Consider the following 16,715-nt stretch of genomic DNA (forward strand, 5'->3'; position numbering starts at 1 on the left):
GACGATAGGGAGTGTCCTTGTATCTACAAAGTGATCTATTGCGCATAGTTAGCTTTACAAAGCCGCGCGCCGACTACGCCAAAGTAGAAAAACTAATCGGCACAGCTTTTTTGATTTCTCAAAGCGGTCTGTTTATGACAGCTGCCCATGTTCTAAAGACTGCTTTGAGCCGCGTGGAGAACTATGGTCAATTTTGCGGAGTTGTAGGTACCTCCAGCGAAGGAACATTCGTAACAGATATATTGAGTTATGAATATGCCCCAAACGGACAAGACATTGCTGTTGGTATTTCAAATTATACGCATAAGACTCACTATCGAATAAGCGATGCGGAGTGCGACGTTTGGCAGAGAGTTGCTACCTGTGGATTTCCTGAGGATGCAATCTCAATTGATGGTGAAAACAAAATTACTACGCCATTGAGAGCATACAAAGGGATCATACAAAGAAATATTCGGGAAGGGCATCTGGCTTTAATGCCGAGGTCAAAAGGCTACGAGCTTAGTTTTTCTCCATCACCTGGCTTAAGTGGAGCCCCACTATTTATTTATCATAAGGACCACAATGAAGTCGTTGGTGTCTGCGTTGGTAGCTTCAAATCTGAACAAGTTGAAGATGAGATTACTGAAGTGAATGAAAGTGGCGAAACCTACACTGAAAAACGTGTCAGGATAACTCAATATGGAATTGCCGAGAGCCTTACCGAACTGTGTGACTGGACGCCTTCATTCCTAGGTGGCACGCGTCTCTCAGACTTCCGATAGTGCCTTTTGTGCTTAGACTTCAGAAATGAACCTATTCATTCGGGAGCGGAGTAGTTGTTTACTTAGGTTGCTCGTCTTCTGAAACATTGGAGAGAGGATCAAGCTCATCAATCCTCGCACGCGCCCATGTCAGATAGTCTTGTAGAGGCATGCCGTCTATATCGGAGGCCAGCTACCAGAGTAGAGCGCAAATAAAAATTGTGCTACCATGGTCCCATTCAGTTAAAGCGGAAAACCATGAAACATTTTTTGATATTCTATATTACTTCGATACTATTTTTCACCTCGCCCAATCATGCTGAAGCACAAAGCCACTGCGTTCAAGTGATACAAGCTGGCCTCGGTCATATGGAAGTATCCAATCATTGTAGTTCTAAAATTGAGTTTTATTATTGTTGCGCCCAAGATGATAGCAAGATGGCTTGCGGGCCAGAGCAAACTTATAAAGGCTTTGTGCGGATTGGTGGATTTGAAAGGCAGGCAGTGTACGGCTGTGAATCCACTTTTGACCTGCGCTACACTTCGGTTTGGTCCGAGTAAAACCGAAATTGTGTGTGAAGCTTAGCTGCGGTTTAAATAGAGCTTCACACCTCTAGGCGTGTCCGGAGAATTGTAAATTCCGACTTCAACCTTCGCAAAAACCACTTCGTCCATATCTGGCTGCGCCACTAGGCGGTTATCTTGCAATCCGCGCCCTAAATCATCTGCCCTGTAAATAGTAGCGCGGTTATAGAAAACGTAGGAAAGGTGCGTAATAAAAGGATGGTCGCCTTCGTCCAGTTCGCATGTGCTATCACACCCGTCATAGAACGTGCTTACTGGCACAAGCAAATTGAGCCCTTTATCGCAAGTATCATTACAAACTATGTGGAGGTGCTTTTGGTCAGGATTAATTCTGGGTCCTGAAGGAACGAGTAAAGTTCCTTTCCGATGGAATGCTATCAAAGTGCGGCCAAAATACTAGAGGCACGATTCAAGCTTTCGAGTTCTTTTGCACGTTCAATAGGTCTATCCAGACCAACAGCTGTCATCATTCGGTCAAGCGGGATTAACCTAGATGAGCCTTGTGGATCTTGCCACTCTGCCACGTGGTTATGTGTCCAATCGGCCAAATCATAGCGATCCATATGTCCAAATTGTCGCCACACATTTTCGAGAATATCCATATCCCCATCGCTAAGGGCGGTTAAAGCTTCATTGTTCATGCTGGAATCTGAAAGACCTACGTTGTTGTTGGATCTATCTTGGAGGTATTCTGACCATCCGCCATCATCGCGATATGCACCATTCAAGTAATCCAATGTCGTAGAATTTACCGGGCCATGAGGCATAGAAACTCTCACCTCGTCCTGGATCGGATGCCCGCGCAACCTCAAGCTCTCACGGTCCGCTAGGTACACCAGCTTCACCACCTTCAACACATTGATAATACCGCCTTCCTGCATCGCAAAGAAAGCTATGGTTTGTGCTGCTTTTTTCGGGTCGTAAGTCATAATTGGGCTTCTTTTACTCAGCTACAACATGCGCTCAAATTGTATTTTGGGCAATACATTCCAAGATTTTGTGAACATGCTGTTGCGTTTTCGTAATCTAATTTAAGTACTGAGATTCAACAATCCAAGTTCTCACCTAGCCAACAACCGCCCCGCTGGATTGGTAAAGGCGTTGAGGGCGTCCCGTATAGCCTCCGCATGCTCTTTGTGCGTGCAAAGGCAGATTGGCCCCGGATACCTGCCCACTTCCTCACCATAGGGCGTAGTGGGTCGTGCGACCTCCCAGCTATCAGTATCGGCGTCCTCATAAAGCCATTCTGGCCGGATTTCGAAAGGCCCCTCTGCTTCGTGTTCATCAGGGATATTGCTCAGGCAATAGTGCTTAACCGGATCGTATACGGTTGTCATTGCTCTATCCTTTCTCTTGCGTTTTTGTTGCCCATGGACCGCCTCGGAAAACGGTGTTGGGTATGCTAAAAATTGACATACTCACGGCCCGTTAGGATTCTAGCTCTCGCGCGATTTTGTCCGCTTCTGGGCCTGTATGGATGCTCATCATTTGGCGCATTTTTTGCCGGTCACCCTTCGCACGAAGCTGTGCGATTAAATAGCCCCTCCCTGGGAAAGTATTAGCCTTCAAAGACAAAGCTGTTCCAGCGTATACCGCCTGCATTGAAGAATGCGTGTTGTATTGATCCCATTTGATGGAAGGTGGCTTTTTCACGTTCTGAGCAATACGCTCCACGTCTACGCCTTCCAACCAGTCTACCAAATCATCTATCGACAGGCCGGTATGCTTTGCGATGCTCAAAATCGCGTCTAGCTCTTTGTCTGGGTCTGTCGTTGCCTGCGCTGCAAATATCGCTGTTGGTGCAACTGCTGAGCCCAATAGGAATCCTCGGCGTTTCATGCTGCATCTCCTTTCTTGATAAAGCCCTTGATGCCATCTCTCACACAATGAAGCGTTACGGCCTCAATCACGTCAGGCGTTTCCCGCCCCCAAAGGTAGTCGCCATAATCGATAAGCCAGTATTCGATTTGAACTAGCACCCCCTCAAGCGTCTGCGCCTTGGTGCGTCCAATGAGATTGGCAAGGCGTACCTTTTCATCTTCGGCTGCTTCTTTCTCGGGCTCATTGTGTTCTTCATCATGGCCCTGCGCCGCTTTGTGCCAGCGTGCGTTTTCTTCGTGCCACTGTGCCAACCATCCAGCGTGTGGATCTTGCGTCACGGGTTGCAACTTGGGCGCTTTGGTCGGTTTCGAAAGCTTGTCGTAGATGGTGTTCGCCAGCCCCTCAAGGGTTGCCGCCTCGGCCTCCAAAGCGTGCAGTGTGGCGGTGACAAGGGCGCTCTGGGTCGTGTTGCTGTAGATGGCCGGGACTTCCTCACGAACCAGCGAGATAGCCTCTGTCAGGCCACGTACGCGCCATGCGCTCTCGTGGATGTCATCCATCAGGTCTATAGGGCGGTCGGGGAATGATGCCTCTTGGCATTGTGTTTCAAGTGCTAATGCATTCATTGTCAGCGTCCTTGTGTTGGTGGCCGTGCAGATAGGCCGGGGTTAAGTCTGGGGCATTGCCATGATGGCAACACCTTTGAATGTCTGGCCTACGCAGCGAGGCCGGATGTGTTTTTTGCGTTTTCGGGGTTGGGTCCTGCTAAAACCGCTAAAACTGCTAAACGGCCATGACCCCCTGCTACATCTGCTACATGAGCGGCACGAATAGCGGCGCGAAACTGTGACAGGCGCTCCCGGCCAGCAAAGCCAAGGCGGGTTTGGTTTTCGAGAGTTGTGGCCTCAGATTGCAGGCTGTCGATTGAACGGGCCTCAATGGCGTCCTTTGCTTTGGCTGACTGCTTTGACGCGTGGGCAGCAGCGGCATTCATCTTGGCAGTGGCCCATGCCGATTTGAGAGCGCGGGACAGCAGCGCCGCCAGCGTCTCACCATTGCCTTGAAGCCTGCGAACAATGATCCATGCTGATTTCATGATGTCAGAGCGATTGTAGGTCATGGGGTTTCCTAGTGTTGATTTAATCTCTTATGTGAACTAAATTAGGTCATATCTGATATGATGTCAACCATATTGGATCATAATTGAACTAAAATAGGTCACATCATGATTACAGGCGCACAAATCCGCATGGCGAGAGGTTATGCAAAGCTATCCGCAAAGCGACTTGCAGAAGTTTCAGACGTTGCTGAGTCAACGATAAAACGCATGGAAGCTATTGAGGGCATCCCTACTGCAAGCGGAACCAATCTTGCAAAGGTACAGCAAGCCCTAGAGGCCCAAGGCATTCAGTTCCTTGATAACGGCGATGTAGCCGGTGGGCCGGGTGTGGCGCTGAGGTCGGGCGAATAATGTACGAAGAAAGCGATTACTCACGCACGCTTATTATCGGCCCTATGAATGTGGACATTAATATCTTCCGCCAATCGGCCAATTCATCATGGACTCTTGAAATCACCTTGGATGGAAACCCCAAAAGGTGGCCGCATGAATTTATCGCAGACAAGGCAGCATATGATGCAGCGCTGGCACACCTCAAAGAACGTGGCATTGATTCCGATATGTTCACAGGTGAAGAAGACTATGAAATCACAGATAGCCCCTTGAACCGCTCGCTTCTCGTAGAGGGGCATAGGTTTGAAATTCAGATATACCGAGGGGCTGATGATGAAGGCTGGACGCTGGAAATTGTGAATGAGAAAGGCACATCAATTATTCCAGACACCTTGTTTGCTACGGATGATGATGCGCTGGGTGCGGCCATTGCTGATTTCGAGAATGAGCCGATAGAGGAGTTCTTGGGTTAGGTTGGCTTCCCTTATTGGAGGCGGAAAGCAGAGTGTTTCCAGAAGGAATTGGGCATGACCTTGCCGTAATCTATCGTGGACGCGGGATGGCATATCTGCGTAACACGTACCGTTTGGTTTGAGTTTGCGAACCGCCTCACGACCTCATCTAATATTATGAACCCTCTATTTCTGCTGACAGCCCCTCAAATTGATCGACTTGATCCGTGGTTTCTTGATCCTGCTGGTCCTCATCAACCCTTTTTTCAAAGCTGTCATCTTTCACACCAATCGTGGCCGCGAAAAAGCTAGAAGCCGCAAGTGTTGGAACCACCCAGACCATTTTGTCGCTTAAATAAGCAGCGGTGTACGACGGGACCAATACCACCAAGGCCTTTAACAATGCCGATTTGAAATGAGTGACGTGCAAAGAAAATTCCTCCCATATATGGATTCGCTTTAGTTAGTATCCGGCGACAACCATTTCGCCAGATACCAGTTTTCGTGCTATCCTTGGCCGCAGCCCTTCTGGCACCTCGAATTCGGAAATGTTATTGACTTCGTCCGTCACACAACGCGCTGATAAACTCGGATCGAATGCCCCGGGTTGCGTTGGCGATGGTAGTGGATTGCGTTGATTATCTGTGAATTGCTCGTAGTCCAGCCGGTAATGGATCGGTTGTGATTAAGGCAAACAGCGTTGTACTGTAGCCCTTCGGTATGGCCGGGGATTTCAAAAAAATCTTCGTCACCTGATCCGTCAAATTCAACCAGCGTTTCTTCGTAATCTTTCATATTTCACCTCTCTTTGATTTAAAGTTCATATCTGCGGCCTTTCCCGTAAATTCAAAAGCGCTCACCCATCACAAGCACACCCTTTGCCTTTGTGGCAGGTGTAGGTTCGCTTGATGCATGAATTACCGCAGGCCTTACCCTTCCGGCATACCTTGCAACAGGCGGCATCCCATATCTTCACACCTGGACTAAGCTTTTCGCGCAGGTCAGAGGCGGAAGGTTGCGGGATAGAAATTGCATCCCCAGATGGCGTGTAGTTCAGAGATTTAGTCCCGGCAAGGGACGGAGAGGACAACGCCAAAACGGTTGAAATGGTCAGTGCGGTTTTCAGAAATAGATTCGTCATAAATACTCTCACGGCATGAATTGCATTAGTTAATGAATTGCAACTTAGGCGCAAGTGTGGCTATTCGAGGAAGCAATACCTTCCCAACATAGACCGCCTCAAAAAACGGCGTTCTATCCGATAAAAGGAATACTTAAATGATTTTGATATTACGAGTTTTTGGCTGGCTCGGGATTGCGAGCTCTGGGTTTAATGCTGCAATCAAGCTCTTTGCCAATGATGAGGCAGTTAGAAGATATGCGGGCATAGACAGAGACTTGGATCTCAACATTTCAATTGCTGCATTCTGCTTGCTATTCTTGGCGCTGGCATCAATTCTTGCTGAAGTTCGAGCACTCAATAAGACTGAGACAAACCAGTAATATTGTTGGAGTGAAATTAGTATTTTGACAAAATTGCATTACCAAGCTGCTACTATCGGCCTTCTGATTGCTTTCTCCCAGAGCGTTTGCGCTGGCGAGTGGATAGAGGGCCGTGTCACTCATGTGCGCGATGTCGATACAATCGAAGTAAACAACCTTCCGGTGCGCCTCAATGGCGTAGATGGCCCAGAGCCCAATCAGCAAGGCGGTCGCGCCGCAAAGCAATGGATGACCAAGCAAGTTCTGAGAAAGCCGGTTCGCTGTGAATTGACTGGCGCTAAGACATACGACCGCTGGGTCGGTACGTGTTATTTGGATGGCGAAGATTTAGGCGCTATGGCTATCGCTGCAGGCCAGGCCCGTGACTGCAAGCGCTATTCAAAGGGAAAGTACAAGAAGTTTGAAACACAGCAGAGTTTGGCGCTACCTCAGGCCAGCTATTGCAGATGAGACAATACGAGTGCCGATGGCACCGATATTGCCTGCGCTATGGTTTATCTCGGCCATGCGCGCGATTGGCCTAAATACAGCGGTGGGTATTATGCGCAGTGTGTGAGGAAGTGACAACTGCCACTTTAACACTTGCAAAATCGACTATAGGTTGATCTTTTTATCTCCGTATCTTTAATGGAGATGTTTAATGGCAAGCTTCCCCCGGCACATTGATCCTGAAGCCGAGCTTTCATGTTGCGAACTCGAACTTGAAGACCTAGAGCGCGATGGAAAATTGAACCGATGGGTAGCAATCATAGTTGCTGTCGTATTTTTTGGGGCAAACAATTCTCTCCATTTGTTTAGTGACACTGCATTTCTTGCCATATTCATATTTGGCGCTGCGCTCGCAATCATTGCTGACATTAAGGCAGAAATAAAACTCCAGTCCATACAGACAAGGGCCATGATAGCTCAAAGCCACCTCGCAACAGAGCACATGGCTCACTTGCGCTATGACGCAGCAGATTGCTCCGCCCATGTTTAGTTAGGACAAATCATGTACGGTCGCGACTTAAACGATCCTCTGGAAGCCATGCAGCGCAAACTTACAATCTTGCAGACAGACATGAATGCGTTGACTTCACAGATGGAAGCTCTTCAGCTTAGTGTAAATCGCAGCGATAATTTTAATCGCGCTGCTTATATTAGAATATCCTCCACCTTACGTATCTTACTCCTTATCGTTGCCGTGTGTGTTGCCTACTGGTGGTTTTCCTAGGGTGAATTGACACACTCCCCTCGAATGGCCATTTTAGCTACATGCGCAGACTTCTCATAAACGCCGCCATAGTGGTGGTTATCCTATCAGCCCCCATTGCCCTGTTCTTCATGGGGTGGGGGCTGCTGCAGGTTTATCACCAAATGGGCATGATAGCCTTTCTCGGGGCGTGCGTGAGCTATTTTATTGGCTCGCTAGGGCTCGCTTCCCTTGTTGATAAAGGGCAAGCCCGCCAGAACCCGCCACCACACGACCAATAAGTTGTGCCTGTTCGTCTTTGATAGGCTGACCGGACAGGGCCCTGCGTACTGCGAATAGGGCCTCTCGCGCTTCTTTGTCTTTCTTACCAACCAGCGCCTGTGCAATCTCGTCAAAGATGGCTTTCTCCTGCGCATTCATCGTGCGCGGATCGATCCCGGCAATGGATTCCGTGACCTGTTTAGCTGCCTCGAAAGGATTGCCGCCTTTGCCCAAGGTCCTCTTCACAACGCCCGGTGTGGCTTCTTCCGTGACCTGCCCTTGAATGGACTGCCTGATAGCCGTGTCAGAGTTCCGGCTGATAGCTCCGCGAAGCTGCAAGGCTGTTGCGGTTCGGTCCAGTTCAGTGAGCAAATGATTAGCTTTGCCCTCACCAAGAACCATTTTCACTTTGGCTTGATTGGCGCGGCTGGAAATCTCTTTGACAAGCTGCATGGCCTCGCGCCCATCAACATCAGGATCGGAGATAGTCCGGCGCACATTCGACAACGTTTCCTCAATCGAATTTCTAAGCCCGATTTTCATGGCATTTCGGGATTCGACAGATGTCCCACTTTTCAGAAAGTCTCTCACATCCTCGACAGTGGTACGCTTGAACAGAAGGTCTTTCCCCAACGCCAGACCTTCGTCTTGCTGGATCTTGTCCCCGCCAATTTTCAATGCCCGTGTGTATGTCGGAACCGCCTTTTTCAAAGCATCACGCAGCCCCCCGGCCAGACGCCTTGCCCGTGTACCCTGAGCGTTGGGGCGTCCAAACTGATCAACCGCTTCACGCCCAATGGTATCCAGCGCCATTTTGATTTCATGCAATTGGCGTGTATTGGGCATAGGCTTAAACGCTACAGCACCATCATCGCCGATTTCTGCAAGGATTTGCTGGTTGCGTTGCCCCTTCTCAATCATCGCCTCGTTCGCTTCTGAAACAGCCTTCTGCAATGTCTTTGGCGGGACTCGCTCAAGAACGGCTTCAATGTCTCGACCGGCCTTGGCAGAATAATCGATAGGGCTGTTGAAAGCCGTATCAAACGCCTTCTGTCGTGCCGGGGCTGTGGCCTGCGAAATGCCCTTGGCCGTTTCTTTGATGCCCTGGGGCTTGCCTAGGATCATGTCTAACTTTCTGGGCAACCGTTTACCAATCGCGTCTGAGCGCTCTGTGGCGGCGTCTCTGGCGACCTTTAGGGCCTTCCCGCCGGTCTTACTGGCCGCGTCCAGAAGCGCCTGTGTGGCTGGCCCTGCGTCCGCCAGCATAGCATCGTCACCTAATTGGGTGAGGCGCGCTGATGCGGCTCCTAGGTCGTCATTCATGAGTGCTTGTTTCACGGCGCGGGCGGCGGGGACAGACACGCCAAACTCATCCGCGATGGTGTGGATGTCGAGGCGCTTTATCTTCTTCGCCATGGTCGTAACACCTTCGCCAAGCATCGATGCTATTGGGCCAAGACCTAAACCTAGGCCACCACCCACGAGAGCACCTTTCCCGGCCTCACCCAAGCGCTCACCTTCATCTGCACGGCCTGCAAAGCTAGCTGCGCCCTCTACAGCCCCGGCTGGAGCCGCAATCATGCCTGCGCGTGCGCCACGTGTTAAGGTGTTAGCGCCTTTGGCCACAAAGTCAGTGGCCTTAGTTCCCCCGCCAGCAACGGCCAGCGGCGCTGCGGTTGTAATGCCGCCTGCGATATTCAGTGCCGCCGATTGCACCGGGTGTTGTCGTTCCATCGCATCCGACATGAGGTTCATATTCTTAGCTGCCTCTGGTGATACCATGCCCACCGCTTCATCAAGCCATTCACCCACCAGAGGTGCGCCTTGATTAAATTCCTGAACGCGGGCCGCAACCGGATTGGCTGCGATGCGCTCTTGATCCACATCACGCTGAACCAGATCCACAGGCTTTGCGCCCTTCATGATTTCAGCAATGCGCTCTTGGTCGTTGGTCGCATAGCCGGGTGACTTGAAGGCTAGTTGCCCGTTGGAGAGCTTGAAGACTTGCCCACCATCCTCTGTGGTGGCGATAACCTCCTTGCCCTCTACAGGTTTGCTGACAGGTTGCGGTGGCTTCCCGTCAAGGATCTCCGACGCGTAGTCATACGGCTGCGCGCCCTGTGCGGGTTGTTGGGGTGTGTCCCCAAGGATCATTGATGCCCAATCTGTCATTAGAAACCCACCTCTTTGCGAAGTTGCACCGCAACCTGTTGCTTCAGGGTGTCTGGATCGGTGATCCCACTCGCTCGAAGCTGCTCGGCTATTTGCTCGCCACGTTGATTGATGAGGGTTGGCACGTCATTCAATTCACCCAACTCCCAAGGCTTGCCATTTCGACCCTGCGCCAACCAGATATTATAGCGGGCAATCGCCAGCTTTTGCTGCTTGATAGATTGCTCCATCTTAGCTTGGAACTCTGTGGGGCTGTCGCCATCCCAAACGCCCGTGCCAGCATTCGGCAACTGCTCATTGAGGCGCTCGGCCTCCTGTGGCGTCACAGCGGCCCCTGATAGCTCTTTCAGCGTCGTGTTGAGGTTGTTGAAGGCTTCGGTTTTGAACCGTGTAAACTCGCCAAGCTGAGCCTGCTCATCAGGTGACGCACTGCCAATCTTGTCCTTTAGGCCAGTCCAGGTATTTGAAAGCCGCGTTCCAAATTCCAGATATTCCGGTTTGAACAAGGCCTGCGTGTCGGACAGTCGCCCAAGCATTGCGCCAGCGTTAACGACACGGGTTTCGATGTCGTTTGTTGCCTTGGTGCCGAAGGCCCCCTCCCCAAAGCTAAGATGCACGCCACCTTTTGGCAGCGGGGTGCCTTCTGGCAAAAGCCCGTTGTTGATATCCGCTTGCGTTTTCCCTGCTGATGAAAGAGGGGCGGGTGGTGCATTGAAGTCTCGCAGATCCTGCAGTGACTTAAATAAATCCTCAAACGGCGCAGCAGCGGCGGGATAATCTTCAAGGCGGTCCAGTGGTGCAAGTCCCTTGGATTCCAAGAAACTATTCATCCCCTGCAGGTCGCCTTTTTGATAGTACATATTGGCCTGTGTAAGGCTCTCCTCAATCTCCGCCGCATCCGCTGCTGCCTGATCCGCTGATAGACCGCGCCTGTACTCATCGACCGTCATCTGGTGGGTTTCCGCCGCCCGCCCCGCTGACGCATCGGCCCGTGCATTCGCTTGGTAGCTATTCTGGATGTTGAGGGCCGCCTGTGGATCGTGCTGTGCAAGTCCATTGAGCGCGTTCTGATTACCGGCCAGCACATCTGCGCCGTTCTCTTGATAAAAGTCGGCAAGTGCATTCCTGCGCTGAAACTCCTGCTGTTCAGCCCGTGCACGTTGGCCTCGGTGAAAGCTATCGGCAATGTTTGGGTTTGCGCCTGCGAGGATAATTCCGGGAGACATCTTACTCATTGTGCTGCCTCCGTCCCAAAGTGGTTGGAAAGGCGGTCTTCCGCTTCAAAGAAACGGTCCGATTGAATCTTGTCGTGAATGATTTGGTTTAGAACGGGCGAGGAGGTGAAACCCCCCACCAGCTTTCGTTCACCTTTAGTGCCGTCATCGACTCTTTTGTCGTCTGTTTTCATCTGCTCGTCTCCAATATTTATAGGTAATATAATACCTCAAATGTCACTAAAAAGCAAAGGTAGACGGGTGATTTTGGCCGCACGTCTTGCCATTTTTGACGTGCATACTCCGTTCTTTTGAGGAGGTTCGATGGCAGGGAAGCGTAAATATCAGAGCGTTTGTGTCAGGTGACGGCTTTGAGCCCAAAGTTCCCATTGCTACAAGCCTGCTACGCGCAAGCCTCGGTGAAATCGTTCGCGGTCTTCCTGTTGTGCGAAGGGGTGCGTCCGGTCGGCCAATTCGAATGAAGAGCCCAAGTCAAAGCGTGCGAGCTCAGCAACAGCCTGTCTGGCCTCGTCCAATCTTCCGATCAAAGCGCAATTGACCGCAATATCCATATATGCTGTGGAACGGTTGGGTTGCACACTAACTGCCTCTCTTGCCCATTTAACAGCTTCTTCGTGCAGACCTTCTACAAACGCGCAAACCGACCGAGTGGAATACCACAAGGCGATCAGCGGATCGCGCGGGCTCAGCCGGATCGCCTGTTCAATATTTCTGCGGGCGTCCTTGCTTCTACCTGAGTAAACCTGAGCCCGCCCAAGCAACGCGTAAGCATGCGGGTCGTTAGAATTGAGCGAAATGGCATGTTCCAATTTTCCGATTGCTTCCATTTGACGACCGGAAAACAGGTCTACCGCACCAAGAAGCGCAAAAGCATAGGCATCGCGGCTGTTAATCGAGACTGCGCGTTGCGCAACCCTTTCAGCCTCTTTCATCGAAGCTCTCGGGTCGTCACCCCATCCATTGACGCATTCCAGCAGGTGAGTGAATGACAGATCAGCCATACCGAACGAGCTTTGTTGATCCAGTTCCACAGCCCTCAGCAAAAGGGACTTCGCTTCCGACACATCCTCTTTCGTGAATTGCGAGATATGCCAATGCGCCCGCGCCGCGAGTTCCCAAGCGTCCAATCGAGGAACCGCCTCGCGCCTAGAACGACGCATTTCAGCGGTTAGGTATTCAGGCGCTACCGCACTAACAATCTGGCGGGTCACATCGTCCTGCAAATCAAAGATGTCCTCAATCTCGCTATCAAACCGCTCGGTCCAGGTGTAGTGATCGGCAATTGCGTCAATCAGCTGCACCGAGACACGAACTCTGTTACCGGCCTTTCGAATGCTACCTTGTAGAATATAGCGGACCGCCAATTCCTCGGCGACTTGCTTCGTGCTCAAGGTCTTGTCTTTGTAGGTAAAGCTAGTGTTGCGCGAGATGACAAAGAACCAATGAAATTGAGACAGCGCCGAAAGGATGTCTTCCGCCATACCTTCGGCTAAAAAGCCCTGTTCGCCGTCTTTGGATAAATTGTCAAAAGGCAGTACAGCAATTGACGGCTTTTCCTGCATTTCTGAACGGTGGTGCCGCCCCGTGATATTTGACATTCCCCAACCATAAGCAACCAAGGGCTCTGCGATGTTCTTCAGGGCTTGAGCGCCAAGGTTTGTGAAGTGTTCGGAGAACCGGACATCCAAGCTCCGTCGTGCCGTTTCGGAAATTACGATTGCCCCGGGTTCAGCCAAATCTTGAAGTCGTGCGGCGACGTTTACCCCGTCGCCATAAACGTCTTCATCCGCAAAGCTCACGTCGCCGATGTGCAGCCCTATACGCAACTTTATATGCGGATCATGGGTCAATTCCGTCTGGATCGCGATTGCACAAGTAATCCCGCTGACCACACTGGGGAATTCGGCCAGCCAACCATCACCCATGTTTTTGATAATCCGACCTTCATAGTCGGCAACAAATGGTTCCATTATTCTGCTCCGAAAGCGGCGAAGCGCTGACAAAGTGGCGGCTTCGTCGTCACCCATAAGCTTGGAATACCCAGCTACGTCAGCTGCCAGAATTGCTGTCAGTTTGCGCTGAAAACCATGAGACATAGAAGAAGCTTAGCGGATGCAATTGGATTCAGAAACCTATTTGGCTTGGGCGGTCGAATGTCTCCTTCGTCCGCACAGCCGTCATTCATGACACTCTCATTGCTTTGGTTGTGGCGTTGATTTTCTTTCCGCAAGTTATGACCTCAGATAAATCTTCGTTCAATCTTACCGCCTTTGCCTTGCAGCCATCTTGCGGCACCCTTCCTTGCAGTATTTCGCATCAACCCGTTTCCACTCAGGCATGAGGTTTCCACAGTGCAGGCAGTGCCACCCTTTGGCGTAGTTCCTACCCAATGCGATAGCGCGCCGCCGAATGCGTGTGACGTTCTGCCATGAGTATGTGCTGATCCCCATGCGGACATGAGAACCGTCGATTTCCTCAACCCGTATACTTCCATAATCTCTGTCCGTCATATCTCGTTACCTTTTGCGGGAACTGCCTTTGATTTCATTCGGAATTACCGAGTTAAGTCCCTTCCTCACTTCGTGTGCGCGCTGACCAAGCATTAACCTTCAGTCTCAGCTCGTTTCTCAAAGGCTCTCCACGCTGGATTCTATGCAAACACTGTGCCGCTCGGTTGGGTTTGTGCGCTCTAGGAAGGAGTCTTGGGTTTCGCCTGACTTGCGGTCGATCCATCTGCCATCAACACACGCCTGCCGAATAATGGGTTCGTCATCTACGGTGTGTGGGTCTGTGATATAGATAATCATTTCTCCATTGTTATTCTGTTCAAGTTTTTGGATGCGCTGTTTGATGCTCATATCAATCTCCCTCCACTAGGGTGCCGGTATCGCAGCCCGCCGCCTCTAGGATTGCCCTGAACAGTTTTGCAGACGGTCCTGTTTGCTTAGAAAACTGCAGACACTTCGCCGCAACTTCATCATCAACCCGCCCATCAAGAATGAGCGCGGCAATATCCATTGGCGATGCCTTGGGGGTGAGTTCGTTCAACGGAGTTTCCCGCAAACGTTCTGCTGTTGTTTGCAGTGCCCGCAGCAAATCCGCCAAAGCGCTGTCGCTTGAAATAACCTTTCTTAGCTGGCGACCTTCCAAAGTTGCTATCCGTTTTCTGATGCTCATTTCTTTTCCTCCAATGCAGCGATACGCCGCTCAAGTTCTGTGGTTTCCAGTACACGCCGATATTGCTCCACCAGCCCCATGACGGTTGCACCCTCCAAGGGAGTTACTTCGCCCTGTGAGACCGCCAGTAGTACCGACTGCGCTGCCTCTGATGCATCCTCGGCGCTTTTGATTGCTGGCAGGTCAAAATTGATCGGCGCGTCTTTCCTCGTGGGCGCTATCCGCTCAAGGCAAAGGCGCAGTGCAGTACCATCGCCCTCTAAGGCCAGCTCCACCGCCTTTTGTGTGATTGCCTCCGATTGACCCTCAAGCAGTTCTTCAACCGCCCGTGTGACACGGTGCCGGGTTCCTCTTGGTTTGCCTGGATTGCCAACCGCGAATTTGCCGCTTTCATCTGTGTACGTATTGCCCACGTTATTTCGTTCGGATTCATCCGTCATTGCTCATGCCTCGCTTGTGGTGTTGTTGATAAGAGTGCCCGGCCTCGCCAATCCGCAAAGGCCCTTAACTTTTATCAGTTCAGGTGATGCCAATATTTCCGAGGGGATATGGCTAGATGTATATATGGCAGGATTTTCCGACACGGTGAGTGCTTGTTTTTGCAAAAAAGCGGTAGGATTTTCCGACATTTGCTCATTCGAATGTAGGATTTTCCGACAGGGGGTGTTGGATTTTCCTGCCAAGGAATGTCGGATTTTCCGACGGGGATTTTGTTTTTTCCAAGACATGAATTCCTTGGTCGCCGCAGCCCCATTCAGTGCTTCTTCTGTCAGCGCATATGACGCTGCTTGACCCACTCCGCTCGGCCCCAAGCAATGTCCTTTGGTGACTTTGATGAAGCCTCGTTCGATTAATCCTACGAAGTACTGCGCTACCGTGTCACGGCCAACGGCAAGGGCTTTTGCGGCATCTCTGTGGCTGAGATAGATAGCTCCATTGTTGCCGCCATTATAAAGCCTCTTGAGCTCTATATACAGCGCTCTAGGGCCAGGTTTCATTGTCCGCCATGCCTCACTCGACAAAAGCCATTCAGGAAGCTGGACAAATCGCCCAGCTCCTTTTTTGCCCTTTTTATAATACTTACTCATGGGGCCTCCTTTTGGGATGTATCCCCATTTGAAGCGGTTCCCTCTATTTCCAGCAATGCACAGACAAAATCTGACAAGATCACCGGCCCCATTTCCTGCAGGACGTATCGGGGAAGTCGCGCGATATCGGTCATGACGAAACCTCCCCATAAACAAGTGCTGCGATCAATGCGGCGTGTGAGGATGAAAGGCCGTGCGTCCAGCGGATACGGCGTTCCTGACGTTTGCGGGTTTCGGGTGTGCGAATAGACATTATGCAGCATCTCCCCTGATTGGAGACACAGAGCCATGCAGCGTATAGACGCCGTAGCGCTCACGCCCGGTTTCCGGGTCGTTCTTGTAGAGTGTGGTTTCAATATCTAGACCGGCACGGCGCAGGAGATCCACTTGATCACTCAGGCGGCAATAGGAAGCCGAGAGAAGTGGCGCCCTGCGAAGCCCTTCAAGAACCCGTTTCTTTTTACCTTTGGCCGAGACAGTGGTTTCGTGGCCGTTGCGATCAATAACATGGTAGTGCGTTGGTTGCTCATTGTCAGGCAGGTCTTTCCAGCCGTAAACACGACGTGTGCCGCGTGGTGGTTTTCCGTCAGAACATTTCATGCTGACACCTCCAAATTCAGGCCGAACCAATGCTTTGCCACAATCGGGTGATTGCACATTAGGTCAGAGACTTTGACTGTTTTTACGTTGATTTCGGAGGGGCTTTGCGGTACTCTATTGGCATCTGCTGTACTACCAATATTTCTTGCAAGGGCCCTCGTTTGTGACATGCGGGGGCTCTTCATTTATGCCGCCACCTGCGCCTGAGATTTGACCCCGGCCTTATTAAGATAGGCGTCAAGGTCAGCCTTCTCGATGCGCGTTGCGTTGCCAAACTTTGTAAACGTCAATTCGCCATGCTTGTGTGCGTCGTAGAGAGTGGTGCGCCCCTGTGCCGAATAGGTGGTGGCCTCTTTAATGGTGAAAAATCTCTTCTCCATTTAATCCTCCTGCTCGCCGCTGCGGCGGGGTCGTCCCGTCGCTTCCGTGCGGA

26 protein-coding genes are annotated in these 16,715 nt (G+C 51.1%); 7 read left to right on the top strand and 19 right to left on the bottom strand.

What is annotated here, in order from left to right:
- Positions 1-11 precede the first annotated feature (11 nt).
- Both ROA7450_RS16420 and ROA7450_RS16425 read left to right on the top strand, forming a co-directional pair.
- Positions 12-764 carry a S1 family peptidase gene (locus ROA7450_RS16420; protein WP_143534496.1) on the top strand — a complete coding sequence of 251 codons (753 nt, stop codon included), beginning with the start codon at positions 12-14 and terminating at the stop codon, positions 762-764.
- Positions 765-1,001: 237 nt separating this feature from the next.
- Entirely contained in the window at positions 1,002-1,304 is a 303-nt protein-coding gene (locus tag ROA7450_RS16425; RefSeq protein WP_085807037.1) for a hypothetical protein, read from the top strand.
- A gap of 401 nt (positions 1,305-1,705) precedes the next feature.
- Here the strand turns inward: ROA7450_RS16425 and ROA7450_RS16430 are convergent, their stop codons facing one another.
- The 5 genes from ROA7450_RS16430 to ROA7450_RS16450 all read right to left on the bottom strand — a co-directional run bounded on the left by ROA7450_RS16430 (position 1,706) and on the right by ROA7450_RS16450 (position 4,269).
- Entirely contained in the window at positions 1,706-2,257 is a 552-nt protein-coding gene (locus ROA7450_RS16430; RefSeq protein WP_085807038.1) for a Panacea domain-containing protein, read from the bottom strand.
- 132 nt (positions 2,258-2,389) lie between these two features.
- Positions 2,390-2,665, bottom strand: a complete 276-nt coding sequence (locus ROA7450_RS16435) for a hypothetical protein (RefSeq protein ID WP_085807039.1) — start codon at positions 2,663-2,665, stop codon at positions 2,390-2,392.
- A 91-nt stretch (positions 2,666-2,756) separates the two neighbouring features.
- Positions 2,757-3,167, bottom strand: a complete 411-nt coding sequence (locus tag ROA7450_RS16440) for a hypothetical protein (RefSeq protein WP_085807040.1) — start codon at positions 3,165-3,167, stop codon at positions 2,757-2,759.
- A complete protein-coding gene (locus ROA7450_RS16445; protein WP_085807041.1) occupies positions 3,164-3,775 on the bottom strand; it encodes a hypothetical protein in 612 nt (203 codons plus the stop codon). Before ROA7450_RS16445 ends, ROA7450_RS16440 begins: the two co-directional genes overlap by 4 nt.
- Before the next feature lie 89 nt (positions 3,776-3,864).
- Positions 3,865-4,269 carry a hypothetical protein gene (locus tag ROA7450_RS16450; RefSeq protein WP_085807042.1) on the bottom strand — a complete coding sequence of 135 codons (405 nt, stop codon included), beginning with the start codon at positions 4,267-4,269 and terminating at the stop codon, positions 3,865-3,867.
- A gap of 207 nt (positions 4,270-4,476) precedes the next feature.
- On the opposite strand from ROA7450_RS16450, the gene ROA7450_RS21025 reads away from it, so the two are divergent.
- On the top strand, positions 4,477-4,620 hold the full coding sequence (locus ROA7450_RS21025) for a hypothetical protein (protein ID WP_159454078.1): 144 nt from the start codon (positions 4,477-4,479) through the stop codon (positions 4,618-4,620).
- Entirely contained in the window at positions 4,620-5,075 is a 456-nt protein-coding gene (locus ROA7450_RS16460) for a hypothetical protein (RefSeq protein WP_085807044.1), read from the top strand. The genes ROA7450_RS21025 and ROA7450_RS16460 overlap by 1 nt, the downstream gene beginning before the upstream one ends.
- A 154-nt stretch (positions 5,076-5,229) precedes the next feature.
- On the opposite strand, the gene ROA7450_RS16465 is transcribed toward ROA7450_RS16460, so the two are convergent.
- Both ROA7450_RS16465 and ROA7450_RS16470 read right to left on the bottom strand, forming a co-directional pair.
- On the bottom strand, positions 5,230-5,457 hold the full coding sequence (locus ROA7450_RS16465; RefSeq protein ID WP_143534497.1) for a hypothetical protein: 228 nt from the start codon (positions 5,455-5,457) through the stop codon (positions 5,230-5,232).
- Between the two features lie 164 nt (positions 5,458-5,621).
- Positions 5,622-5,849 carry a hypothetical protein gene (locus tag ROA7450_RS16470; protein ID WP_085807046.1) on the bottom strand — a complete coding sequence of 76 codons (228 nt, stop codon included), beginning with the start codon at positions 5,847-5,849 and terminating at the stop codon, positions 5,622-5,624.
- A gap of 483 nt (positions 5,850-6,332) precedes the next feature.
- Here ROA7450_RS16470 and ROA7450_RS16475 point away from each other — a divergent pair, with 483 nt between their 5' ends.
- The 3 genes from ROA7450_RS16475 (at position 6,333) to ROA7450_RS16485 (ending at position 7,536) form a co-directional block, all read left to right on the top strand.
- Positions 6,333-6,557 carry a hypothetical protein gene (locus ROA7450_RS16475; RefSeq protein ID WP_085807047.1) on the top strand — a complete coding sequence of 75 codons (225 nt, stop codon included), beginning with the start codon at positions 6,333-6,335 and terminating at the stop codon, positions 6,555-6,557.
- 33 nt (positions 6,558-6,590) lie between these two features.
- The gene (locus ROA7450_RS16480) at positions 6,591-7,007 is read left to right on the top strand and encodes a thermonuclease family protein (protein WP_234999568.1); all 417 of its coding nucleotides are present in this window, start codon (positions 6,591-6,593) and stop codon (positions 7,005-7,007) included.
- 190 nt (positions 7,008-7,197) lie between these two features.
- On the top strand, positions 7,198-7,536 hold the full coding sequence (locus ROA7450_RS16485; protein WP_085807048.1) for a hypothetical protein: 339 nt from the start codon (positions 7,198-7,200) through the stop codon (positions 7,534-7,536).
- A gap of 417 nt (positions 7,537-7,953) precedes the next feature.
- Here the strand turns inward: ROA7450_RS16485 and ROA7450_RS16495 are convergent, their stop codons facing one another.
- The 12 genes from ROA7450_RS16495 to ROA7450_RS16535 all read right to left on the bottom strand — a co-directional run bounded on the left by ROA7450_RS16495 (position 7,954) and on the right by ROA7450_RS16535 (position 16,662).
- Positions 7,954-10,182: a hypothetical protein gene (locus ROA7450_RS16495; RefSeq protein ID WP_085807050.1), complete on the bottom strand. Its 2,229-nt coding sequence runs from the start codon at positions 10,180-10,182 to the stop codon at positions 7,954-7,956.
- Positions 10,182-11,417: a hypothetical protein gene (locus ROA7450_RS16500; protein ID WP_085807051.1), complete on the bottom strand. Its 1,236-nt coding sequence runs from the start codon at positions 11,415-11,417 to the stop codon at positions 10,182-10,184. The genes ROA7450_RS16495 and ROA7450_RS16500 overlap by 1 nt, the downstream gene beginning before the upstream one ends.
- The gene (locus tag ROA7450_RS21030; RefSeq protein WP_159454079.1) at positions 11,414-11,590 is read right to left on the bottom strand and encodes a hypothetical protein; all 177 of its coding nucleotides are present in this window, start codon (positions 11,588-11,590) and stop codon (positions 11,414-11,416) included. Before ROA7450_RS21030 ends, ROA7450_RS16500 begins: the two co-directional genes overlap by 4 nt.
- Positions 11,591-11,788: 198 nt before the next feature.
- Positions 11,789-13,387, bottom strand: coding sequence for an adenylate/guanylate cyclase domain-containing protein (locus tag ROA7450_RS16505; protein ID WP_370738215.1), 1,599 nt, complete (start codon positions 13,385-13,387; stop codon positions 11,789-11,791).
- Between the two features lie 657 nt (positions 13,388-14,044).
- A complete protein-coding gene (locus ROA7450_RS16510; RefSeq protein ID WP_085807053.1) occupies positions 14,045-14,275 on the bottom strand; it encodes a hypothetical protein in 231 nt (76 codons plus the stop codon).
- A gap of 1 nt (position 14,276) precedes the next feature.
- The gene (locus ROA7450_RS16515; RefSeq protein WP_085807054.1) at positions 14,277-14,594 is read right to left on the bottom strand and encodes a hypothetical protein; all 318 of its coding nucleotides are present in this window, start codon (positions 14,592-14,594) and stop codon (positions 14,277-14,279) included.
- Positions 14,591-15,034 (bottom strand): DUF5681 domain-containing protein, encoded by a 444-nt coding sequence (locus ROA7450_RS16520; RefSeq protein ID WP_085807055.1) that lies wholly within the window; start codon positions 15,032-15,034, stop codon positions 14,591-14,593. Before ROA7450_RS16520 ends, ROA7450_RS16515 begins: the two co-directional genes overlap by 4 nt.
- Before the next feature lie 3 nt (positions 15,035-15,037).
- Positions 15,038-15,682, bottom strand: coding sequence for a helix-turn-helix domain-containing protein (locus tag ROA7450_RS21195; RefSeq protein ID WP_200812975.1), 645 nt, complete (start codon positions 15,680-15,682; stop codon positions 15,038-15,040).
- Positions 15,679-15,816, bottom strand: a complete 138-nt coding sequence (locus tag ROA7450_RS21035; RefSeq protein ID WP_159454080.1) for a hypothetical protein — start codon at positions 15,814-15,816, stop codon at positions 15,679-15,681. Before ROA7450_RS21035 ends, ROA7450_RS21195 begins: the two co-directional genes overlap by 4 nt.
- Positions 15,813-15,935 carry a hypothetical protein gene (locus ROA7450_RS21445; protein WP_268808478.1) on the bottom strand — a complete coding sequence of 41 codons (123 nt, stop codon included), beginning with the start codon at positions 15,933-15,935 and terminating at the stop codon, positions 15,813-15,815. The genes ROA7450_RS21035 and ROA7450_RS21445 overlap by 4 nt, the downstream gene beginning before the upstream one ends.
- Complete coding sequence (locus tag ROA7450_RS16530) at positions 15,935-16,282, bottom strand: hypothetical protein (protein ID WP_085807056.1); 348 nt, start codon at positions 16,280-16,282, stop codon at positions 15,935-15,937. The genes ROA7450_RS21445 and ROA7450_RS16530 overlap by 1 nt, the downstream gene beginning before the upstream one ends.
- A 185-nt stretch (positions 16,283-16,467) precedes the next feature.
- Complete coding sequence (locus tag ROA7450_RS16535; RefSeq protein ID WP_085807057.1) at positions 16,468-16,662, bottom strand: helix-turn-helix domain-containing protein; 195 nt, start codon at positions 16,660-16,662, stop codon at positions 16,468-16,470.
- Between the last annotated feature and the right edge of the window lie 53 nt (positions 16,663-16,715).

Origin of the sequence: Roseovarius albus, assembly GCF_900172335.1 — a bacterium.
Lineage (GTDB): Bacteria > Pseudomonadota > Alphaproteobacteria > Rhodobacterales > Rhodobacteraceae > Roseovarius > Roseovarius albus.

What these genes read in the sequence shown, in the direction of transcription:
- ROA7450_RS16425 (WP_085807037.1), top strand. Translation starts at nt 1,002, where the DNA reads ATGAAACATTTTTTGATATTCTATATTACTTCGATACTATTTTTCACC.
- ROA7450_RS16430 (WP_085807038.1), bottom strand. Translation starts at nt 2,257, where the DNA reads ATGACTTACGACCCGAAAAAAGCAGCACAAACCATAGCTTTCTTTGCG.
- ROA7450_RS16435 (WP_085807039.1), bottom strand. Translation starts at nt 2,665, where the DNA reads ATGACAACCGTATACGATCCGGTTAAGCACTATTGCCTGAGCAATATC.
- ROA7450_RS16440 (WP_085807040.1), bottom strand. Translation starts at nt 3,167, where the DNA reads ATGAAACGCCGAGGATTCCTATTGGGCTCAGCAGTTGCACCAACAGCG.
- ROA7450_RS16445 (WP_085807041.1), bottom strand. Translation starts at nt 3,775, where the DNA reads ATGAATGCATTAGCACTTGAAACACAATGCCAAGAGGCATCATTCCCC.
- ROA7450_RS16450 (WP_085807042.1), bottom strand. Translation starts at nt 4,269, where the DNA reads ATGACCTACAATCGCTCTGACATCATGAAATCAGCATGGATCATTGTT.
- ROA7450_RS21025 (WP_159454078.1), top strand. Translation starts at nt 4,477, where the DNA reads ATGGAAGCTATTGAGGGCATCCCTACTGCAAGCGGAACCAATCTTGCA.
- ROA7450_RS16460 (WP_085807044.1), top strand. Translation starts at nt 4,620, where the DNA reads ATGTACGAAGAAAGCGATTACTCACGCACGCTTATTATCGGCCCTATG.
- ROA7450_RS16470 (WP_085807046.1), bottom strand. Translation starts at nt 5,849, where the DNA reads ATGAAAGATTACGAAGAAACGCTGGTTGAATTTGACGGATCAGGTGAC.
- ROA7450_RS16475 (WP_085807047.1), top strand. Translation starts at nt 6,333, where the DNA reads ATGATTTTGATATTACGAGTTTTTGGCTGGCTCGGGATTGCGAGCTCT.
- ROA7450_RS16485 (WP_085807048.1), top strand. Translation starts at nt 7,198, where the DNA reads ATGGCAAGCTTCCCCCGGCACATTGATCCTGAAGCCGAGCTTTCATGT.
- ROA7450_RS16495 (WP_085807050.1), bottom strand. Translation starts at nt 10,182, where the DNA reads ATGACAGATTGGGCATCAATGATCCTTGGGGACACACCCCAACAACCC.
- ROA7450_RS16500 (WP_085807051.1), bottom strand. Translation starts at nt 11,417, where the DNA reads ATGAGTAAGATGTCTCCCGGAATTATCCTCGCAGGCGCAAACCCAAAC.
- ROA7450_RS21030 (WP_159454079.1), bottom strand. Translation starts at nt 11,590, where the DNA reads ATGAAAACAGACGACAAAAGAGTCGATGACGGCACTAAAGGTGAACGA.
- ROA7450_RS16505 (WP_370738215.1), bottom strand. Translation starts at nt 13,387, where the DNA reads ATGGAACCATTTGTTGCCGACTATGAAGGTCGGATTATCAAAAACATG.
- ROA7450_RS16510 (WP_085807053.1), bottom strand. Translation starts at nt 14,275, where the DNA reads ATGAGCATCAAACAGCGCATCCAAAAACTTGAACAGAATAACAATGGA.
- ROA7450_RS16515 (WP_085807054.1), bottom strand. Translation starts at nt 14,594, where the DNA reads ATGAGCATCAGAAAACGGATAGCAACTTTGGAAGGTCGCCAGCTAAGA.
- ROA7450_RS16520 (WP_085807055.1), bottom strand. Translation starts at nt 15,034, where the DNA reads ATGACGGATGAATCCGAACGAAATAACGTGGGCAATACGTACACAGAT.
- ROA7450_RS21195 (WP_200812975.1), bottom strand. Translation starts at nt 15,682, where the DNA reads ATGAGTAAGTATTATAAAAAGGGCAAAAAAGGAGCTGGGCGATTTGTC.
- ROA7450_RS21035 (WP_159454080.1), bottom strand. Translation starts at nt 15,816, where the DNA reads ATGACCGATATCGCGCGACTTCCCCGATACGTCCTGCAGGAAATGGGG.
- ROA7450_RS21445 (WP_268808478.1), bottom strand. Translation starts at nt 15,935, where the DNA reads ATGTCTATTCGCACACCCGAAACCCGCAAACGTCAGGAACGCCGTATC.
- ROA7450_RS16530 (WP_085807056.1), bottom strand. Translation starts at nt 16,282, where the DNA reads ATGAAATGTTCTGACGGAAAACCACCACGCGGCACACGTCGTGTTTAC.
- ROA7450_RS16535 (WP_085807057.1), bottom strand. Translation starts at nt 16,662, where the DNA reads ATGGAGAAGAGATTTTTCACCATTAAAGAGGCCACCACCTATTCGGCA.